Source organism: Vineibacter terrae (assembly GCF_008039615.1).
In the GTDB taxonomy this organism is placed as follows: Bacteria; Pseudomonadota; Alphaproteobacteria; order Reyranellales; family Reyranellaceae; genus Vineibacter; species Vineibacter terrae.
Map to the genome: position 1 here is coordinate 41,673 of NZ_VDUZ01000002.1, position 19,231 is coordinate 60,903.

The 19,231-nt window shown below is 67.0% G+C and carries 23 protein-coding genes; 14 read left to right on the forward strand and 9 right to left on the reverse strand.

Going from position 1 to position 19,231, the window contains the following annotated elements:
• The first annotated feature begins 68 nt into the window (after nucleotides 1-68).
• The 5 genes from FHP25_RS01975 (at nucleotide 69) to FHP25_RS01995 (ending at nucleotide 4,532) form a co-directional block, all read left to right on the forward strand.
• Nucleotides 69-992 carry a sulfite exporter TauE/SafE family protein gene (locus FHP25_RS01975; protein WP_147845210.1) on the forward strand — a complete coding sequence of 308 codons (924 nt, stop codon included), beginning with the start codon at nucleotides 69-71 and terminating at the stop codon, nucleotides 990-992.
• A 149-nt stretch (nucleotides 993-1,141) separates the two neighbouring features.
• Nucleotides 1,142-1,921 (forward strand): TIGR02186 family protein, encoded by a 780-nt coding sequence (locus tag FHP25_RS01980; protein WP_178133214.1) that lies wholly within the window; start codon nucleotides 1,142-1,144, stop codon nucleotides 1,919-1,921.
• A gap of 12 nt (nucleotides 1,922-1,933) precedes the next feature.
• Entirely contained in the window at nucleotides 1,934-2,410 is a 477-nt protein-coding gene (locus FHP25_RS01985) for a universal stress protein (RefSeq protein WP_147845212.1), read from the forward strand.
• Between the two features lie 282 nt (nucleotides 2,411-2,692).
• Nucleotides 2,693-3,247 carry a NifU family protein gene (locus tag FHP25_RS01990; protein WP_147845213.1) on the forward strand — a complete coding sequence of 185 codons (555 nt, stop codon included), beginning with the start codon at nucleotides 2,693-2,695 and terminating at the stop codon, nucleotides 3,245-3,247.
• Nucleotides 3,248-3,362: 115 nt separating this feature from the next.
• A complete protein-coding gene (locus FHP25_RS01995; protein ID WP_147845214.1) occupies nucleotides 3,363-4,532 on the forward strand; it encodes a glucosaminidase domain-containing protein in 1,170 nt (389 codons plus the stop codon).
• Nucleotides 4,533-4,672: 140 nt separating this feature from the next.
• On the opposite strand, the gene ddpX is transcribed toward FHP25_RS01995, so the two are convergent.
• Complete coding sequence (ddpX, locus tag FHP25_RS02000) at nucleotides 4,673-5,236, reverse strand: D-alanyl-D-alanine dipeptidase (protein ID WP_408068514.1); 564 nt, start codon at nucleotides 5,234-5,236, stop codon at nucleotides 4,673-4,675.
• On the opposite strand from ddpX, the gene tsaB reads away from it, so the two are divergent.
• A complete protein-coding gene (gene tsaB, locus FHP25_RS02005) occupies nucleotides 5,235-5,984 on the forward strand; it encodes a tRNA (adenosine(37)-N6)-threonylcarbamoyltransferase complex dimerization subunit type 1 TsaB (RefSeq protein WP_147845424.1) in 750 nt (249 codons plus the stop codon). The genes ddpX and tsaB overlap by 2 nt on opposite strands.
• A complete protein-coding gene (locus tag FHP25_RS02010) occupies nucleotides 5,981-6,460 on the forward strand; it encodes a GNAT family N-acetyltransferase (protein ID WP_218578136.1) in 480 nt (159 codons plus the stop codon). Before tsaB ends, FHP25_RS02010 begins: the two co-directional genes overlap by 4 nt.
• 37 nt (nucleotides 6,461-6,497) lie before the next feature.
• Here the strand turns inward: FHP25_RS02010 and FHP25_RS02015 are convergent, their stop codons facing one another.
• Entirely contained in the window at nucleotides 6,498-6,734 is a 237-nt protein-coding gene (locus FHP25_RS02015; protein ID WP_147845217.1) for a sulfurtransferase TusA family protein, read from the reverse strand.
• 109 nt (nucleotides 6,735-6,843) lie between these two features.
• On the opposite strand from FHP25_RS02015, the gene FHP25_RS02020 reads away from it, so the two are divergent.
• The 7 genes from FHP25_RS02020 (at nucleotide 6,844) to ybeY (ending at nucleotide 12,692) form a co-directional block, all read left to right on the forward strand.
• A complete protein-coding gene (locus FHP25_RS02020; RefSeq protein WP_147845218.1) occupies nucleotides 6,844-7,272 on the forward strand; it encodes a MucR family transcriptional regulator in 429 nt (142 codons plus the stop codon).
• Between the two features lie 131 nt (nucleotides 7,273-7,403).
• On the forward strand, nucleotides 7,404-7,889 hold the full coding sequence (locus FHP25_RS02025; RefSeq protein ID WP_408068515.1) for a Fur family transcriptional regulator: 486 nt from the start codon (nucleotides 7,404-7,406) through the stop codon (nucleotides 7,887-7,889).
• 123 nt (nucleotides 7,890-8,012) lie between these two features.
• On the forward strand, nucleotides 8,013-8,765 hold the full coding sequence (locus tag FHP25_RS02030) for a GNAT family N-acetyltransferase (RefSeq protein ID WP_231712181.1): 753 nt from the start codon (nucleotides 8,013-8,015) through the stop codon (nucleotides 8,763-8,765).
• Between the two features lie 110 nt (nucleotides 8,766-8,875).
• Entirely contained in the window at nucleotides 8,876-9,622 is a 747-nt protein-coding gene (locus FHP25_RS02035) for a lysophospholipid acyltransferase family protein (RefSeq protein ID WP_231712182.1), read from the forward strand.
• 99 nt (nucleotides 9,623-9,721) lie between these two features.
• The gene (miaB, locus tag FHP25_RS02040; RefSeq protein WP_147845222.1) at nucleotides 9,722-11,161 is read left to right on the forward strand and encodes a tRNA (N6-isopentenyl adenosine(37)-C2)-methylthiotransferase MiaB; all 1,440 of its coding nucleotides are present in this window, start codon (nucleotides 9,722-9,724) and stop codon (nucleotides 11,159-11,161) included.
• Entirely contained in the window at nucleotides 11,158-12,162 is a 1,005-nt protein-coding gene (locus FHP25_RS02045) for a PhoH family protein (RefSeq protein WP_147845223.1), read from the forward strand. The genes miaB and FHP25_RS02045 overlap by 4 nt, the downstream gene beginning before the upstream one ends.
• A 53-nt stretch (nucleotides 12,163-12,215) precedes the next feature.
• Complete coding sequence (gene ybeY / locus FHP25_RS02050; protein WP_147845224.1) at nucleotides 12,216-12,692, forward strand: rRNA maturation RNase YbeY; 477 nt, start codon at nucleotides 12,216-12,218, stop codon at nucleotides 12,690-12,692.
• Between the two features lie 176 nt (nucleotides 12,693-12,868).
• On the opposite strand, the gene FHP25_RS02055 is transcribed toward ybeY, so the two are convergent.
• From FHP25_RS02055 to ubiE, 7 genes are all read right to left on the reverse strand, one after another.
• Nucleotides 12,869-13,705 (reverse strand): aldo/keto reductase, encoded by an 837-nt coding sequence (locus FHP25_RS02055; protein ID WP_147845225.1) that lies wholly within the window; start codon nucleotides 13,703-13,705, stop codon nucleotides 12,869-12,871.
• 11 nt (nucleotides 13,706-13,716) lie between these two features.
• Nucleotides 13,717-14,172, reverse strand: a complete 456-nt coding sequence (locus tag FHP25_RS02060) for an RrF2 family transcriptional regulator (RefSeq protein ID WP_147845226.1) — start codon at nucleotides 14,170-14,172, stop codon at nucleotides 13,717-13,719.
• Nucleotides 14,173-14,187: 15 nt separating this feature from the next.
• A complete protein-coding gene (dut, locus tag FHP25_RS02065) occupies nucleotides 14,188-14,646 on the reverse strand; it encodes a dUTP diphosphatase (RefSeq protein ID WP_147845227.1) in 459 nt (152 codons plus the stop codon).
• A 92-nt stretch (nucleotides 14,647-14,738) separates the two neighbouring features.
• The gene (locus tag FHP25_RS02070) at nucleotides 14,739-16,007 is read right to left on the reverse strand and encodes a bifunctional phosphopantothenoylcysteine decarboxylase/phosphopantothenate synthase (protein WP_147845228.1); all 1,269 of its coding nucleotides are present in this window, start codon (nucleotides 16,005-16,007) and stop codon (nucleotides 14,739-14,741) included.
• A gap of 138 nt (nucleotides 16,008-16,145) precedes the next feature.
• Nucleotides 16,146-16,856, reverse strand: a complete 711-nt coding sequence (locus tag FHP25_RS02075; protein ID WP_147845229.1) for a DUF2461 domain-containing protein — start codon at nucleotides 16,854-16,856, stop codon at nucleotides 16,146-16,148.
• Between the two features lie 3 nt (nucleotides 16,857-16,859).
• Nucleotides 16,860-18,395 (reverse strand): 2-polyprenylphenol 6-hydroxylase, encoded by a 1,536-nt coding sequence (ubiB, locus tag FHP25_RS02080; RefSeq protein WP_147845230.1) that lies wholly within the window; start codon nucleotides 18,393-18,395, stop codon nucleotides 16,860-16,862.
• Nucleotides 18,396-18,447: 52 nt separating this feature from the next.
• Nucleotides 18,448-19,221 carry a bifunctional demethylmenaquinone methyltransferase/2-methoxy-6-polyprenyl-1,4-benzoquinol methylase UbiE gene (gene ubiE, locus FHP25_RS02085; protein WP_178133215.1) on the reverse strand — a complete coding sequence of 258 codons (774 nt, stop codon included), beginning with the start codon at nucleotides 19,219-19,221 and terminating at the stop codon, nucleotides 18,448-18,450.
• Between the last annotated feature and the right edge of the window lie 10 nt (nucleotides 19,222-19,231).

The window sequence follows — 19,231 nt, forward strand, 5'->3', positions numbered from 1 at the left end:
AGCGGGTCGTAGCGGCGTTGCAAGGCAACCGGAGCGGACATCTGGCCCGTCGGAGGATCGGGCCCGCCGTGGATGTCTACCTGCCCATCGCCGAGCTGTCGCTGAACGTGTTCCTGTTGCTCGGGCTGGGCGGCGTGGCGGGCGTGCTGGCCGGCATGTTCGGCGTCGGCGGCGGCTTCCTGCTCACACCCCTGCTCATCTTCGTCGGCGTGCCGCCGGCCGTGGCCGTCGCCAGCCAGGCGAACCAGGTGATCGCCACCTCGGTCACCGGCCTGCTGAACCACTGGCAGCGCGGTAATGTCGATGTGCGCATGGGGCTGGTGCTGCTGGCCGGCGGCCTGGTGGGCTCGACCGCGGGCGTGCAGCTCTTCGCCGTGCTGAAGCGCTTCGGCCAGATCGATTTCGTCATCAACATCGGCTACGTGCTGCTGCTGACCTCCATCGGCAGCATGATGGTGGTCGAGTCGTGGCGCGCCTGGCGGCGACGGCGGGCCAACGTGCCGGCGCGGCGCAAGCTGCATCAGCATTTCCTGGTCCATCGCCTGCCGCTGAAGGTCCGCTTCTATAAATCCAAGCTGTACATCAGCGCCCTGCTGCCGGCCGGCATGGGCTTCGCCATCGGCGTGCTGTCGGCGATCCTGGGCATCGGCGGCGGCTTCGTGCTGGTGCCCGCCATGATCTACCTGCTGGGCATGCCCACGGTGGTGGTGGTCGGCACCTCGCTCTTCCAGATCCTGTTCGTGGCCATCAACGTCACGTTCCTGCAGGCGGCGCAGAACCAGACCGTCGATATCGTCCTGGCCCTGGTCCTGATCCTGGGCGGCGCCATCGGCGCTCCGATCGGCTCGCGCGTGGCCGCCAACCTGCCGGGCTTCCAGCTCCGCGGCCTGCTGGCGCTGCTGATCCTGGCCATGGCGCTGGAGCTGATGTTCGAGCTGGTCGCGCCGCCGACGGCGATCCACACGCTGGGCGACATGGTGCGCATGCCATGACGCGCGCTCCACGACAGCCCAAGGCAGTCGCGTCCGGCGCAACGCCACGCCGGCAAATTTCCTGTCATCCCGGGCGCAGCGAGGGATCTCCCGCGAATGGCGCATCGTGCGCCCTGCCGCAGGAGATCCCTCGCTACGCTCGGGATGACATGAGGGCAATATGCGACCACCCCGCCCGGCGGCCGGCCTGCCTCGCCCTGCTGATCGCGCTGCTGATGACGTTGGCAGCCCCCGCGCTGGCGCAGCCGCTGCTGGTCGACCTGTCCCGTCCACGGGTGTCGATCACATCGGCCTTCCGCGGCGCCGACGTTCTGGTCTTCGGCGCCATCGACGGGCCCGGCGACGTGGTCATCACCGTGAGCGGCGCCTCCACACGCCAGACGGTGCTGCGCAAGGAGCGGGTGTTCGGCCTCTGGGTCAATGCCGGCAGGCAGGCCTTCGACGACGTGCCCGCCTACTACGCCATCGCCGCCACCCGGCCGCTGGAAGAGATCCTGCCGCCCGGCGGCGTGCCGGGCACGCCGGTCACCCTCGAGGAGCGCCTCGAGTCGGTACGCGCGGTCGATGCCCAGCGACGGCGCCCGCTCGACCTCACCGACTTCCGCCAGGGCCTGGTGGCCGCCAAGCGCCGTGAAGGCCTCTTCCCCGACACGGTCAATACCATCACTTTGGTCGGCTCCCGCCTGTTCCGGGTCGAGCTGCGGTTTCCGTCACGCCTGCCAGTGGGCGATTATGAGGTGCGCGCCTATGTCTTCCGGGACGGCCAGGCGGTGGCGGCCGTGTCGCGCCCGCTGGTCGTCAGCAAGGCGGGGTTCAGCGCCCGGGTATCGGAGGCGGCGCACGAGGCCGCGCCCGTCTACGGCGCCACCGCCATCGCCCTGGCGCTGGCCATCGGGTGGCTGGCCGGCGTGGCGGCGAGACGATTGTAGCGGAGGCTCACGATGAGCGATGCACCTGTCGACCGGGTCTTCCTGGTCGTCGTCGACGAGACCCCGGAGCTGCGCGTGGCGCTGCGCTACGCGTGCCGCCGCGCCAAGCGCACCGGTGGACGTGTGGCGCTGCTCTACGTGATGGAGCCGCCCGAACCACAGCAGTGGGAATCCATCGGCGACCTCATGCGCGAGGAGGCGCGCGAGAAGGCGGAGGCAATCGTCTCGCGCCACGCCGACCAGGTCGTGGCGGCGACCGGCCTGCCGCCGATCCTGCATTTCCGCGAAGGCGGACGGCGCGAGCAGCTCCTGAAGCTGCTGACGGAGGACCCGTCGATCTCCGTCCTGGTGCTGGCGGCCGGCACCGGCAGCGAAGGTCCAGGGCCTCTCGTTTCATCCATCGTCAGCAAGTACGCCGGCACGCTCAGGGTGCCGCTCACCATCGTGCCCGGCAGCCTTACGGATGCCCAAATCGAAGCAATCAGCTGATGGATATGCGGCACAATGCCTCATTTCGAGCACCCGAAGAAGATTGACTCTCAAGCAGTTTAGATTTTTCGCGGGTTGCTCATCCAAGTTTTTTGGATAGATAATTCTGGGGGTTACCTGTTTTTTACATAATAAATGAACGCATGATCATTTTTTTTGTCTTGAAGGCGCATTGAATGCCGCCTAACTCAGAAGGGTTCCAAGTGATCCGACATAGTCGGATCACGCGGCGCCCACCCGATCGGGTCGGAGATTGCGGATCCACCTGACCCGGAGCCAGGCATGTTCATCCAGACCGAACAGACCCCAAATCCTTCGACCCTGAAGTTTCTGCCCGGGCGCGTGGTGCTCGAGCAAGGCACGGCTGATTTCGCCACTGTCGACGCCGCAACGCGCTCGCCGCTGGCGCGCCGGCTGTTCGAGGTCGAGGGCGTCGAGCGGGTGTTTCTTGGTTCGGACTTCGTCACCGTCACCAAGGCCGTGACGCAAGACTGGCAGATCATGAAGCCCGCCGTGCTGGGCGGGATCATGGAGCACTTCACCTCGGGCGAGCCTGTCCTACAGCCCGACGAGACATCGGACGCGACGGTGTCCGCCGAGGAGGATGACGAAATTGTAGCGCAGATCAAGGAATTGCTCGACACGCGTATCCGTCCAGCCGTTGCCCAGGACGGCGGTGATATCGTGTTCCATTCGTACGAGGACGGCGTTGTCTACCTGCATATGCAGGGCTCTTGCTCGGGATGTCCCAGCTCAACGGCGACGCTGAAGATGGGGATCGAGAACCTTCTCAGGCACTACGTGCCGGAAGTGATCGAGGTCCGGCCAGTCGCGTAGTCCACTAGGTTTCAGCGTTCAGTACCGGCGGCTGTGCCGCCGGCGGTCTCGTGCGTGAGACCGCCGGACGAGGGCGCTTGTCGGAATTCCAACTTATTTCAGCAGGTCACCCTTCATGAACGAGCGCATCGCCCGTGCGGCAGATTTTGGCCGCAACTATGCCCTCATCGGTGCGTTCGGCACATGTCTACTGGGCGCCTGGGCGATGCCATCGGGAATGACGTATGTCGGCGTCGCTGCCGCCCACGAAGCGGTCAACACCCATCCCGCGGCCCAGGATGCCCCGCTCTCCATGCTTGCCAGCACCGTCTCGTGGGAGCGAGGCGAGATCGATCTGCCTCTGCCCGAGGAGGCGCCCTACGTCGACTTCCAGGTGCCGACGCTCGAGCTTGCCGTCGCCGACCTGCCCATGGCGGACTACGCGCCGCTCGATCCGGCTGAGCTGCAGCTATGGGCGACACCCGTCAACGGCACCGTGGTCAGCGACGAGCCCCGGCCGCTGCACGGCCGCCTGTCGCACGCGGCGGGGCCGACCCGCCGGCAGGTCACCGCGATGCGGGTGGCCAGCAGCGATGAGCTGACACGCCTCTTCGAGGCGCATGACTACACGCTCGACCAGGCCCGCCGCGGCGAGCCGGTCCCGGCCTTGCAGATCCATCGTGTACCCAGCGACCTCGCCAACATCAGGGACGGCAACGAGCGCAAGGCGCTGTTCATCAGGGCTTTGCTTCCCATCGTGCTCGAAGCCAACGAGCGCATTCTCGCCGACCGCGACCACCTGCTGCGCCTGTACGACCGCCATGCCGCGGGACGCAGCCTCAGCGTGATCGAGCGCATGTGGCTGGCGGAAGTCGCAGACCGCTACGGCGCGGACTCCACCGACTTCGACGAGCTGCTCAACCGTGTCGACGCGGTGCCGCCATCGATGGCCATCGCCCAAGCCGGCGTGGAAAGCGGCTGGGGCACGTCCTATGCCGCGCGCGTCGGCAATTCGCTGTTCGGACAGATCCGGGCCGGCAGCCGGCAGATACCGGCTTCGTTCGCCAATGTCGCCGAATCGGTCGACGCCTATTTCCTCAATCTCAACACGCACTTTGCCTACGCCAGCTTCCGCGCCGAGCGCACCCGGCTGCGTGCCGGTGGCAAGGGCCCCGATGGCTATCACCTGATCGGTCAGCTCCTGCGCTACTCCGAGCTCGGCCGGACCTACATCAGCTTCGTGCGCGGCGTGATCCGCGAGAACCGGCTGTCCGACTTCGACCGCGCCAAGCTGCCGCCCATCTGAAGCATCGCCGGGAGCGCGCGCCCAGAACGGTTGCATTTGGCCTTTCTGCCGTCCCGAGCGCAGCGAGGGATCTCCTGCGGCAAGACGCACGGCGCGCCATTCGCGGGAGATCCCTCGCTGCGCTCGGGATGATAGAAAGATCACATCATGCCCTGCGGCAGGTCGGCATCGGCGATCAGCGGAAAGCGGCGGGCGTCAAAGAGCTGATAGTGCCACCATTCATTGCGGTAGAAGTCCCAGCCCGCTGCCGTCATCACACCCAGCAGCAGCAGGCGGTTGCGTTGCGCCTGGATGCCGACATCCGTGTTGGCGTGGTGCGCCAGGGGCGTGAAATCGTCGAATGGTGTGCCCATGTCCAGCTCGTGCCCCGCGTCGTCGACGAGCGTGAGGTCGACAGCGACACCGCGCGAATGCGGCGAGCCGCGCCGCGGATCGGCGAGAAAATCCGGATTCGGATCGGCGTCCCACAGCTTCCATTGCGCCTCCGTCGGGCGCAACGCATCGAAGATCCGCAGGCGCAGCCCCAGCGGCGCGGCCAGCGCAATCGCCCGCTGCAGATGCTGCGCTGCCGTGCAGTGCAGCCAGCAGCGGGGATTCCGGTAGATCGGTAGTCCGGTTATGTTGGCCGCCGTCGCGTAGGCCAACGCGATCTCCACGTCGAAGCCTGGTGGCGCAATTTCAACGATATCCATGGAACGCACCATGCCCACATCGCCGACGCGACGCCAGCAACCCGTGACCGCACCGACCGTCCTCGCCTTCGACTGCTCAGGCGCGGCCTGCTCGGTTGCCGTTGCGACGAGAAGCGACGTCGACGAATTGATCGTGCTGGCGCACCGCGAGCAGGTCATGCAGCGCGGCCATGCGGCCGCGTTGGCGCCCATGATCGCAACGACGTTGACGGCGGCCGATGTCCGTGCCGCCGACCTCGATCTGATCGCCGTCACCATCGGGCCCGGCAGCTTCACGGGCGCGCGCATCGGCCTGGCCACCGCACGCGGCCTTGCCCTGGCGCTCGACGTGCCGGTGGCCGGATTGACGACGATCGACGCGCTTCTCGCCGGCGCGACAGCGATGAGCCAAGAACAATCACAGCCGCGCCATCGGCGCGTTCTGGCCGCGATCGACACGCATCGCGGCGACTACTATGTCGGCTTCGATGGCGCGTCAGAACTTCTCGTTGCTGACGTGACGCTGATCGCAATCCGTGCCGCAACGGAATCGGTGCTGGTCGTCGGCGACGGCGCCACGTCGCTGTGTCCTGCCCTGATGCAGCGCGGCGTCGATGCGCTCCCCGTCCCGGGACCGACGGCACCCGATGCGCGTGTTCTGGCCCGGCTGGCCCTGCGTCACGACGTCGAGCATTGGCGCGTGGCCAACCGCAGGGACGGCATGCCGCGGCCGCTCTATTTGCGGCCAGCCGACGTCACCTTGCCCAAGGCTGCAGGATGATGATGTCGAGCGTCGTCCGAGCATTGCGCCCGCACGACTGCGCGACAGCGGCGGCTCTCCATGCCCGCTGCTTCGATGCCCCTTGGGAACGTCCGTGGAGCGCCGATGCCTTCGGCCGGCTCCTGGCAACACCGGGCTGCTTCGGGCTAATGCTGATCCTCGACGGTCAGGCAATGGGCATGGCGCTCGCCAGGGTCGCTGCCGACGAAGCCGAGCTGCTCACCATCGGTGTCGCGCCTGATGCACGCCGCCGCGGTGGCGCCTCGCAATTGCTGTCGGCGATCGGCCGACGCTGCCGCCGACGTGGGGCGCAAAACATCTTCCTCGAAGTAGCCGAGGACAATCCGACAGCGCAGCGTCTTTACCAAAGACATCACTTTGTCGTGGTCGGCCGGCGCAATGCTTATTTCGATCGCGGCCAGCAGGCGCGCGTTGCAGCGCTGATCATGCGGCTCGATCTTCAAGGCAAGAATTGAGCGCAAAAAGAAGCTGGACAACTGTCAGATTTCTATCTCATGACCGGCGAAGCATCAGCCGATGTATGCTTGATCCTTCCGCTTCCGGAACAAGTTCCAGGATTTCATGACCTTCGGCACGCGCCGAGCGCGGCACGTTGCGCAGCGGTTCTCCTGCGTTGAGCCGCACTCTCAATACTGCGCCGGAAGGCAGCTTCTCGAGCGCCAATTTGACACGCACGAATGTCATGGGACATACGTCGCCGGTGATATCGATGCTGGCTTCCGGACTCATTGCATCTACACACTTATTTCTTGATGGCCAAAGTCAAGGTTGATCGCTCATCGTGACAGTACTATATGCGAACTGTTCAGTAATTTCTGCCGGCATATGAAGGAAAAACATGAGCGAACAAAACAAACCTGACGCGGATCTTCTTACCCTTACGACCCAGATCGTCACCGCGCACGTATCGAACAACACAGTTTCGGTCGCCGACGTGCAAAAACTCATCGAGCAGGTGCATGCCTCGCTCAGCTCGGTCGGCAACGGCCGCGCCGCGGCCAAGCCTGAGCCTGCGGTTCCGGTCAGCAAATCCATCAAGCGCGACTATATCGTCTGCCTGGAAGACGGCACCGAGCACAAGATGCTGAAGCGGCACCTGATGAGCGCTTTCGGCATGACGCCGGAGCAGTATCGCGAGAAGTGGGGCCTGCCGGCCGACTATCCGATGGTCGCGCCGAACTATTCCAAGGTCCGCAGCGCGCTTGCAAAGAAGGTCGGACTGGGCACAAAGCGCATGCGCGCCCGCGTCGCGCGCGCCAAGCCCTGAGGCCCGCCTCAGGCTGTGGAAGCTGTTCGGGACCTGACAGTCAGGACCACTGACCTGTCCACGACCAGAGGGTTCCGACCACCACCGGAAGGGCTGGCTGGCCCTGTCGCAAACGCTGTATAACGACCGCCATAAGAAGGAAAACAGTCTTGGAGGCTTTACCGGTGCCGGATCAATCGCGCCTCGAGGCGCGCTGCATCGAGAAGGGACTGAAGATGACCGGCCAGCGCCGGGTGATTGCGCGCGTCCTGTCGGAAGCAACCGATCATCCCGACGTCGAGGCCGTGTATCGTCGCGCCGTCGAGCTTGATCCGAAGATATCCATTGCCACCGTCTATCGCACCGTGCGCCTCTTCGAGGAGGCCAGCATCATCGAGCGGCACGATTTCCGCGACGGCCGTTCGCGCTACGAAGAACATACCGAGATGCACCACGACCACCTGATCGACATCCAGTCGGGCCGGGTGATCGAGTTCCAGAATGAGGAAATCGAGCAGCTGCAGCAGGCCATGGCCGAAAAGCTCGGCTACCGCCTGGTCGACCATCGGCTGGAGCTGTACGCCGTACCGCTCCAGGGAGCCGATTCGGCCAGCCGGCGGAAAAGTCGAAACAAATAGTTGGCCGCGAACCCTAATCCAGTTGATAATGGAGTAATGACCAGCGTCGCACTTCGCGCTGCCGCGCTACGTCCGGGCGCAGATGCGTTGCCACCGATCGTGGCTGGCGATTTCGAGGTGCGTTTGGCGCGCAACGACGCCGAGGTCGAAGCCGCGCAGGAGCTGCGCTACCGGGTGTTTTACGAAGAGATGACCGCCAAGCCGACCCCGGAAATGGCGGCCATGCGGCGTGACTACGACGATTTCGACCCCCTGTGCGACCACCTGCTGTTCATCGACAGGCGGCGGCCCGGCCTGTCCGGCATCACGGGGACCTACCGGCTGATCCGCAGGTCCGCCGCCGCCAAGCGCGGCAGCTTCTATTCCGTGTCCGAATATGACGTCCAGGCCCTGATCGACTGGCCGGGTGAGATCCTGGAGCTGGGCCGCTCGTGCGTCGATGCCTCGGCGCGCAGCATGCCGGCGATGCAGCTGATGTGGCGCGGCATCGCCACCTACGTCTTCCACTACGACATCGAGATCATGTTCGGCTGCGCCAGCCTGCCGGGAACCGACCTGAATCGCCTGGCACTGCCCCTTTCCTACCTGGCGCAGAACCATCTGGCGCCGTCGGAGCTGCGGGCCCGCGCCCTGCCGTCCCGCTACGTCGACATGAGCATCCTGCCGCCCGGCTCCTATGACCTGCGGGCCGCCGAACGGCTGGTGCCGCCTCTCATCAAAGGCTATCTGCGGCTGGGCGGCTTCGTCGGCGACGGCGCCGTGATCGACCAGCAGTTCGATACGACCGATGTCTGCATCGTGGTCAAGACCGACCTGATCACCGAGAAATACTATCGCCACTACGAGCGCGTTGCGCGCGAGACGGGAGCCATATAGTCGACGTGCTCGACGTTTTGCCGGTTCATCGCCCCTGATCCATGTCCATCGGTTCCCCTACCCGCGGCTTCATCCGCCTGTTTCTGTACGCTCTGTGGACCTTGCCGATAATGCCGCTCCAGTTCGTGGCGGTGTTGCTGCGCATCCGTCCGCTCTATCGCTGGCTGCCGGTGATCTATCATCGGGTCGTCTGCTATATCCTCGGCATCCGGATCGAGGTCTACGGCCAGCCGTCACACGCCACGCCGACCTTGTTTGTCGGCAATCACGTCTCATACCTCGACGTCGAGGTCCTGTCGTCCATCCTGCCCGTGTCGTTCATCGCCAAGTCGGAGGTCGCGAGCTGGCCGTTCTTCGGCTGGCTGGCCCGGCTGCAGCGCACCGTCTTCATCGAGCGGCGCCAGCGGGCCACCGGCAAAGGCCGCGATGGCATCCAGCGGCGGCTCGATGCCGGCGACGACCTGGTGCTGTTCGCGGAAGGCACCAGCGGCGACGGCACACGCGTGCTGCCGTTCCGCAGCGCGCTGCTGGGCGCCACGCAGATGCGGCACGGCCGCGAGCCGGTGCCGGTGCAGCCGTTCACCATTGCCTATGCCCGGCTCGATGGCATCCCCGTCGGCCGGTTGTGCCGGCCTTTCTTCGCCTGGTTCGGCGACATGGAGCTGGCACCGCACCTGTGGAACATGATGGCGATGGGGGAAGTGGCCGCGATCGTCGTGTTCCACGACTCCGTGGACATCGATCGGCTGGGCGACCGCAAGAAGCTGAGCGAGCATTGCTTCCGTACCGTTTCCCGGTCGATGCAGTCGATCAACCGCGGGCGCTACGACGAACTGCCGCCGCCGGCCGCCGCATAGGCAGGCCGCCGGCGGCGACTCGACCGGCCACGGGGCTGGTGATAGAAAGCGCGCGGATTTGGGCGAATCCGTCGCCCTGACAGCAACTTGAAAAGCTCGATGACCGAGGCGCCGACGGCACGCAAGAAAGGACTATTCATCCGCACCTATGGCTGCCAGATGAATGTCTACGATTCGGAGCGCATGGCTGACGTCCTGAGGCCATTGGGCTACGCGCCGGCATCGACGCCCGACGATGCCGACATGGTGATCGTCAACACCTGCCACATCCGGGAAAAGGCTTCCGAGAAGGTGTTCTCGGAGCTCGGGCGCCTGCGCGACCTCAAGACGCAGAAGCGGCAGGCCGGCGACGACCTGGTGATCGCCGTGGCCGGCTGCGTCGCCCAGGCCGAAGGTGCCGAGATCATGCGCCGCCAGCCGGCAGTCGATATCGTGGTTGGCCCGCAGGCCTATCACCGCCTTCCCGAGATGGTCGCGCGCGCGGCGCGGGCTGCCGCCAGCCGGCGGCCCGGCACCATGAAAGGCGCCGGTGTGCTCGACACCGAGTTCCCGATCGAGCCCAAGTTCGATCATCTGCCGGCCCCGACGACGGTGAGCGGCGGCAGCGCCTTCGTGTCGGCGCAGGAGGGATGCGACAAATTCTGCACGTTCTGCGTCGTGCCCTACACGCGCGGTGCCGAGTATTCGCGTCCTGCCGCCGCAGTCATCGCCGAAGCGCGCGGGCTCGTCGCGGCCGGCGCCCGCGAGATCACGCTGCTGGGGCAGAACGTCAACGCCTGGCACGGCGCTGCCCCCGACGGCTCGACCTGGACGCTGGCCCGCCTGATCGCCGCGCTGGCCGAAATCGAGGGGCTGGCCCGCATCCGGTACACCACCTCGCACCCGCGCGACATGGACGCGGCTCTGATCGCGGCGCACCGCGACGTGCCGGCCCTGATGCCCTATCTCCACCTGCCGGTGCAGTCGGGCGCCGATCGGGTGCTCGAAGCCATGAACCGCGGTCACGGCCGCGACCACTACCTGCGGCTCGTCGATCAGCTGCGCGCGGCGCGGCCGGACATGGCGCTGTCGACTGATATCATCGTCGGCTTCCCGGGCGAGACCGACAGCGATTTCGACGACACGATGCGCCTGGTGCGCGAGGTCGGCTTCGCTGCCGCCTTCTCCTTCAAGTACAGCGCCCGCCCCGGCACGCCGGCCGCGATGATGGCGCGGCAGGTGCCCGAAGCGGTTCGCGACGCGCGCCTGCAGGCGCTGCAGGCGCTGCTGGGCGAGCAGCAGCGCCGCTTCAACGCGACGTTGGTGGGACATACGGTGCCGGTGCTGTTCCAGGAGTCCGGCCGCAAGCCCGGACAATTGCTGGGCAAGTCGCCGTGGCTGCAATCGGTGCATGCCGACGGCGACGCCCGGCTGCTGGGCCAGATCGTCGATGTCCGCATTGTCGCGGCGCACGCCGTGAGCCTGTCGGGCGAGATTGTCGTCGGCGACTTCGCCTCGACGCGCACCGCCGCTGCCAAGCCGATCGAGGTAGCGGCATGAGCGACGTCAGCGGCGTGAGCAGCGGCGCGCGCGCCGCCGATGTGCGGCGGCTCACCTTCGATGACAACGCGTTGCTGCCGGCGCTCTATGGCCAGCACGATCGGCATCTCGTGCGCATCGAGCAGCTTCTGGGCGTGCAGCTGAGCTCGCGCGGCAACCAGATCGCCATTTCGGGCGGAGCCGACGAGACGGCGCTGGCACGGGCGGCCTTGCTGGCCCTGTACGAGCGGCTCAAGCGCGGCCAGCTCGTCGACCAGGCCGAGGTCGATGCTGCCGTCCGCTTCGCCCGTGTCGGCGCCGATTCCCGGCCCGCCGACGCGCATGCCATCCGCACGCGCAAGCGCGTGATCCAGCCGCGCTCGCCAACCCAGCGCGAATATGTCGAGGCCATCCGCGAACGCGATCTGGTGTTCGGCCTCGGCCCGGCCGGCACCGGCAAGACCTATCTTGCCGTGACCATGGCGGTGTCGATGCTGCTGGCCGGCACGGTCGAGCGCATCGTGCTGTCGCGGCCGGCGGTGGAAGCCGGCGAGCGCCTCGGCTTCCTGCCCGGCGACATGAAGGAGAAGGTCGACCCCTATCTGCGGCCGCTCTACGACGCCTTGCACGACATGCTGCCGGCCGACCAGATCGCCAACCGCCTGGCCGCCGGCGACATCGAGGTGGCGCCGCTGGCGTTCATGCGCGGCCGCACGCTGGCCCATGCCTTCGTGATCCTCGACGAGGCCCAGAACACCTCGGCGATGCAGATGAAGATGTTCCTGACCCGGCTCGGCGAAGGCGCACGCATGGTCGTCACGGGTGACCTGACGCAGGTCGATCTGCCGTCCGGCGTGCCGTCAGGCCTGCGCGACGCGATCGAGACGCTGAGCGGCGTCGAGGGTATTCGCTTCGTACATTTCACCGATCGTGACGTCGTGCGCCATGATCTGGTTGCGCGCATCGTGAGGGCTTACGACGCTCGCGATGGCCGCGAGGCACAACGCAAGCCCAGGCTGTGACAACGGCGAAGGGGCAGAGGCACGCGACGCGGCTGACGGCGCCCAAGGCCGTCATGTCCGCAACGATCGATATCGATATCCAGGACCGGCTTTGGCTGGCGCAGCTGCGCACGGCGCGCGCCATCTGCCGCCGCGCCGCGCAAGCCGCTCTTCATGAGGCGCCGCGGCGCCCGAAGACCGCCGCCGTGCTGGTGATCGCGCTGGCCGGCGACGCTGCGGTCCGCGCGCTGAACCGCGACTTCCGCCACAAGGACAAGCCCACCAACGTGCTGTCGTTCCCGGCCGATGCGCGCGCCACCCTGCCCGGCCAGCCACGCTTCCTCGGCGACATCGTGCTGGCCCGGCAGACCGTCGCCCGCGAAGCCAGGGCGCAGCGCAAACGGTTCGCCGATCACCTGACGCATCTCGTGGTGCACGGCACCTTGCATCTGCTGGACTATGATCACGAGGTCGAAGCCCAGGCCCAGCGCATGGAGGCGCTGGAGGTCCGCATCCTCGCCGGCCTGGGCGTGGCCGATCCGTATGCGTAGGCGCCATCACCATTCATCGCTGGCGATTTGATCCTCGGAAGACAAGACGTTGCCTGTCATCCCGAGCGCAGCGAGGGATCTCCTGCGGCAAGGCGCACGGTGCGCCATTCGCGGGAGATCCCTCGCTGCGCTCGGGATGACATGTAACCCCGTCGATGGTCGCTTGGCGCAGCGGCTCAAACGATCGGCAGCGAGCGCTTGTTGCGCGGCGGCGGAAAGGCGCGGTCGAGCTCGGCAAGATCAGCGTCCGTGAGCTTCACCTTCAGCGCCGCGAAATTCTCGCTCAGGCGCCCCTTGTCGGCCGATTTCGGGATCGCCACCACGCCGGGCAGCTGCAGCAGCCAGGCCAACGCGATCTGCGCCGGCGTGGCGCCATGACGATCGGCAATCGCCTTCAGCGTCCGGTCGCGCGCCAGCGGTCCCTGGTCGAACGGCGAGTAGGCCATCAGCGGCATCCTGCGCTGCCGCATCCAGGGCAGCAGATCGAACTCCACGCCGCGGCGCGCCAGGTTGAACATCACCTGATTGGCGGCGCAGCGGCCGCCATCCTTCTCGTCCCAGGACTGCAGATCGTCGACGTCGAAGTTGCTGACGCCCCAGTCGCCGATCTTGCCGTCGTCCTTCAGCTTCTGGAACGCAGCGATCGTCTCCTCGAACGGCACGCTGCCGATCCAATGCAGCAGGTAGAGGTCGATGCGCTCGATGCGGAGCCGCTTCAGGCTGCGCTCGCAGGCCGCCACCGCGCCGCGCCGCGAGGCGTTGTGCGGGTAGACCTTGCTGACGATGAAGAGGCCGTCGCGGCGGCCGGCAATCGCATCCGCGATCGCCTCCTCGGCGCCGCCGTCGCCGTACATCTCCGCGGTGTCGATCAGGGTGAACCCCAGATCCACACCGTGGCGAATGGCGTCGGTCTCGTCCTTGCGCCGGCGCCGATCCTCGCCCATGCGCCACGTGCCGATCCCGAAGGTCGGCATGCGTGCGCCGGATGGCAGCTCCACGGTCGGAATCGTCATGGCAGGCACCGTCAGATATGGAATTCCAGGCGCTGCGCCGCCTCGGTCTGCACGCCGCGCTCGCGGGCATCTCGCACCATGTCCTCGACGGTGATGCCGTCCATGCGCGCCATCATCTCGTCACGCAACCGGTTCCAGGTCGGCCACACCACCATATGGGCAAGCGCCGAGCCCACGGTCTCGTCCTGCGGCTCGGTCTCAACCTCGAGCTGGCGCACGACACGGATGATGTCACCCAGGCTGATGCGCCGCCGCTCGCGGCCGAGCATGTAGCCGCCGCGCGGGCCGCGCTTGCCGGCCAGGACACCTTCGCGCACCAGATGCTGCAGGACCTGCTCGAGATAGCGCTTCGGGATGTTCTGGCGGCGCGTGATGTCGCCGCTGCGGACGGGTGCATCGCCGCCGTTCATCGCGATGTCGAGCACGGCTTCGATGGCGAACATCGTCTTCTTGCTCAACCGCGGCATCGCCTGGCTCCCGCCTCACCCCTGTGTGCCGGTGGAGCCGAAACCGCCAGCCCCACGGACCGTTGCCGACAGCGTCTCCACTTCCAGCCACCGCGCCTGCTCGCAACGCGCAATGACCATCTGTGCGATGCGCATGCCACGTGTCACCGTGAACGGCTCGTTGCTGAGATTGACCAGGATCACCCCGACCTCGCCGCGATAATCGGCATCGATCGTTCCCGGTGCGTTGGCGACCGTGACGCCATTCTTGGCCGCCAGCCCCGATCGCGGCCGCACCTGCGCTTCGAATCCCGGCGGCAACGCAATCTGCAGCCCTGTCGGCACGATCGCCCGCCCCAGCGGCGGCAGCACGACGTCGGCGCCAACGGCAGCCAGCAGGTCCATCCCCGCCGCAAGCGTGGTGGCGTACGCAGGCAACGGCAGGTCGCCAGCGTGGGCCAGGCGTTTGACTTCGATGGTTACGGGCGTCGACATGGTGGGCCGAAATTTCACATATCGGCCACGTGGATCGCAACTATCTTCAAGCGGATGGCATGCATAACTTAACTCGGACGATCGCGGCGACGTCAGATTGCCGTCAGATGCTGGGCAATACGGGCGGCGAGACGGGCGGCGACAGCGTCCTTCGACTGCGTCGGCCAGTCCTCGACCCCATCGGCGGTCACCAGGTGTATGGTGTTATTCTCGCCGCCGAAGGTGCCGCTGGCCGGCGACACATCGTTAGCCAGGATCCAGTCACAGCCCTTGCGCGCGCGCTTGGCGACCGCGTTGGCCACCACCTCCTCGGTCTCGGCGGCAAACCCGACCACAAGACGCGGCCGGCTGTTCCCGGCTGCGGACAGGGTGGCCAGGATGTCGGGATTGGGCACCAGCTCGAGCGACGGCGGCGGCGCGCCCGGGCTCTTCTTGAGCTTGGAGCCCGCGAGCCTGGCGAGCTTCCAATCGGCGACCGCGGCGGCGCAGATCGCCACATCGACCGGCAGCGCCGCCTGGCACGCGCTCAGCATCTGATCGGCGGACTCGACCTTGACGACCCGCACCCCGGCCGGGTCGAGCTGCGACACCGGACCGGAGACCAGCGTGACGTCGGCACCAAGCCGGGCCAGCGCCGCAGCAATGGCGTGGCCCTGACGGCCCGAGGAATGGTTCGATATGTAGCGGACCGGATCGATCGCCTCGCGAGTCGGGCCGCTGGTGACCAGCGCGCGACGTCCCAGCAGCGGCTGATGCGGCAGCGAGATCGCTTCGGGCGGCAGCGGCAGCGCGGCGTGCACATCCGGGGCCGGCAGCAGGCCGGTGAAGAAAGCCTCGATGGCGGCGACGATCTCCAGCGGTTCCGACATGCGGCCCGGCCCGAATTCATTGCAGGCCATCGGGCCTTCATTGGGGCCCACGAACAGCACGCCGCGGCTGCGCAAGGTCACGACATTGGCCTGCGTGGCAGCATGCAGCCACATGCGGACATTCATCGCCGGCGCCGCCAGCACCGCCTTGTCGGTGGCCAGCAGCACCGTCGAGGCCAGATCGTCGGCCAGCCCTGCGGCCATCTTTGCCAGGATATCGGCCGTGGCCGGCGCCACCACCAGAAGATCGGCTTCGCGAGACAGCTCGATATGCCCCATCTCGCTCTCGTCGGTGAGCGAGAACATGTCGGCATAGACCTTGTCCTCGGACAGGGCCTGCAGCGAGAGCGGCGTGACGAATCGCGTCGCCGCCTCGGTCATGACGCAGCGCACAAAGGCGCCCCTCTGACGCAGCCGCCGGACGAGGTCATGACACTTGAAGGCAGCAATGCCCCCGGTGATGATCAGCAGAATACGCTTGCCGGTCAGCATGACTCCCCCGTGACGCTTGACGGTGCCCTGCGAGCGTAGCGAGACATCACGCCGAATTGGAGTCTCCATTCGACAGCAAGCCGTGCTTCGCACGCACGCATGCCGACGCGGCGCGCGCCAGGCATTCCCTCGCGGCGCTCAAGCCAGCACATCCCAGCCAAAGCGCATCAGAGGCATCGCTGCGGCAGCGAAGCCGACGCAGGCGGTGGTCAGAACAGCCGGATCGACGATGTCGGCCGTGGCAAGGTTGCGCAGGACAAAAAAGGATTTCAGCCGTATGGCGGCCTCGATCCGCGGGTCCGGCTCGGCAAACCCCGACGGGCGGCGTGTCAGCTGCTCCTCCGGGTCGAGGGCGAGGCCGCCGCGCTTCAGCGCCGTCTGCATCGCCAGGAAGCGAGCCGGCCGCGCCGCTATGGCGCGCCGCAGCTTCAGCAGGTCAGCCGGCGCGGGACGATAGAAGCCGGCGGCGACGAACGACCCTTTGGGATCAATCTGCAGGTAGAATTTGCCTTCCGACTCGCGCCTGCCGGTGCGTGTCAGCATCATGGCGGCATAGGCATTGAACGGCCGCTTGTCCTTCGTGAAGCGGACATCGCGATGAATGCGCAGGATGGCGGTCCTGGGATCGCCCAGGAACGGCAGCTTGCGCCGGCGCATGACCGCGGTCACGGCGTCGACGGTGGCGACCATCGGCGAGCGCACGGTCTGCTCGTACATCTCGCGATTGGCCTGGAACCAGGCCCGGTCCTGGTGAAAGTCCAGCGCCTTGAGGAAACGGAACGTGTCGGCGCTGAAGGCCATCGCTGCCGTCGTCTGATCACCCGCTGCCCGCGATCGTCGTGCCGCCATGATTCAGTCCAGCCACGCCAGGATAGCGATCGCCAGCGCGGCGATGGCCACCAGCATCACCCAATCGACTCGCGGCCAGCGGCCGGGGGCCGCTTCCGGAAGCGACATGGCCAGCTCGCGTTCGGCACGACGACGCTCACGCTCGGCGATCTGCTCGACGGTGTCCACCAGGCGCGGCAGCTTGCGCACGGCATCGACCGTCTCGCCCAGTGTCCGCTCCAGGCGGGCGCGCGGTCCGAAATGCGTGCGCATCCAGTCTTCGATCAGCGGCCGCGCCAGCTCCCAGATATTGACGCCGGGATTGAGCTTGGTGCCCATGCCTTCGGCCATCAGCATGGTCTTCTGCAGCAGCAGGAGCTGCGGCTGCGCGTGCATCTCGAACTGCTCCGTGACACGCAGCAGCTGCGCCAGCAGGCGCGCGATGGAGATCTGGCTCGATGGCTTGCCGAAGATCGGCTCGCCGATCGAGCGGCAGGCCTGCGCGAACACCTCCACCGACTTGTCCGGGGACACGTAGCCGGCCCGGAACTGGACCTCGGCCACGGTGCGGTAGTCGCGACGCAGGAAGGCGATCAGAAGCTCGGCCAGGTAGCCGCGGGTGTCGGCGTCGACCCGGCCCATGATGCCGAAATCGACCGGCACGACGCATCCCGACTCCTCGACGAACGCGTTGCCGCCATGCATGTCGCCATGGAAGAAGCCGTCGCGGAAGACCTGGAAGAAGAATGCCTCGGCGCTCTTCTTGAGCACGGCGTTGAGGTCATGGCCGGCTGCCAGCAGCTTCTCGCGGTCGCCGATCGGGATGCCGCGCACGCGTTCCATGGTCATCACGCGCCGCGCCGTGCGATCCCAGTCGACGGTCGGCGTGCGATAGCCCAGGTCACCCGCGAAGTTGGCGCCCAGCTCCTCGGCCGCGGCCGCCTCCATGCGCAGGTCCATCTCGACCCGCACGACGTCGGCAAAGGCGCGCACCGAGGCCGACGGCCGCAGGCGGCGGAAGCGAGGCTGGGTGCGCTCGACCAGCTCGGCCAGCCAGTAGAACAAGTCGAGATCGCGCGCGAACGCGTCCTCGATCCCCGGCCGCAGAACCTTGACCGCAACCTCGCGGCCGTCCGCGGTCACCGCGTAGTGCACCTGGGCGATCGAAGCAGCGGCGATGGCGATGTCATCGAAGCTGGAGAAGAGCTCCCCGACAGGCCGGCCCAGCTCCTGCTCGATCGTGCGGCGGGCCGCATCGCCGGAGAACGGCGCGAGATGGTCGGCAAGCTGCCCGAGGTCGAGCGCGACCTCCTCGCTCAGCAGATCGGCGCGCGTCGAGAGAGCCTGGCCAAACTTGATGAAGCTCGGCCCCATGTCGGTGAACGCCTCGGCCAGCCGCTGCCCCGGGCGACGCGTGTCGCCACGGCGGCGCACCAGCCGCGCCAACGCCACGATGCCGGGCGCGATGCGCAGGGTCTCGAGCGGGAACAAGGCGTCGTGCCGCGCCAGCGTGTAAGCGAGCTGCATGAGCCGCAGGACATTGCGCACGAACCGGAGCATCGCGACCGCTAGCTCCTTTCCCGCTGCATCATGTCGGCGGCACGTTTCATCGTCAGATCCGCCAGCCGCCGTGCAACGCCACGATGCCGCCGGACATGTCGCGCCACGTGACGCGCGCCAGGCCGGCCTCGGCCATCATGGCAGCGAGCTTCTCCTGCGGCGGGTGACGCCGAATGCTCTCATGCAAATAGCGATAGGACTGGCGATCGCCGGCGACGATGCCGCCCAGGGTGGGCAGCATCGTCGCGGAGTAGGTGTCGTAGATGCGGCCCAGCAGCGGCAAGGTGACCTTGGAGAATTCCAGGCACAGGAAACGTCCTCCCGGCTTCAGCACGCGGCGCACCTCGGCCAGGGCTCGCTCGATATGCGTGACGTTGCGCAGTCCGAAGGCGATGGTGTAGGCGTCGAAGGTCCGGTCCGCGAACGGCAGCGCCTCGGCATCGCCCGCCACCAGCGCCAGCCCGCGCAGGATGCCGCGGTCGATGGCGCGGTCCTGGCCGACGGCCAGCATTGTCGGGTTGATGTCGCAGACGGCGATGCGAGCCTCGCCCCTGGTCCGGGCGTGGATGCGGAACGCAATGTCGCCGGTGCCACCGGCGACATCGACGATCGACATGCCGGCGCGCGGCGCCAGCGCGTCCACCATCGCGTCCTTCCACAAACGGTGCACGCCCAGCGACATCAGGTCGTTCATCAGGTCGTAGCGGGCAGCGACATTGTCGAAGACGCGGCGCACCAGGCTCGCCTTCTCGGCGGCCGGCACTTCGCGATAGCCAAACGGCGCCGTGGCTGCGGCAGTGGCGGGATCGTCGACGGGGTCGGTCATGCTGCCATGC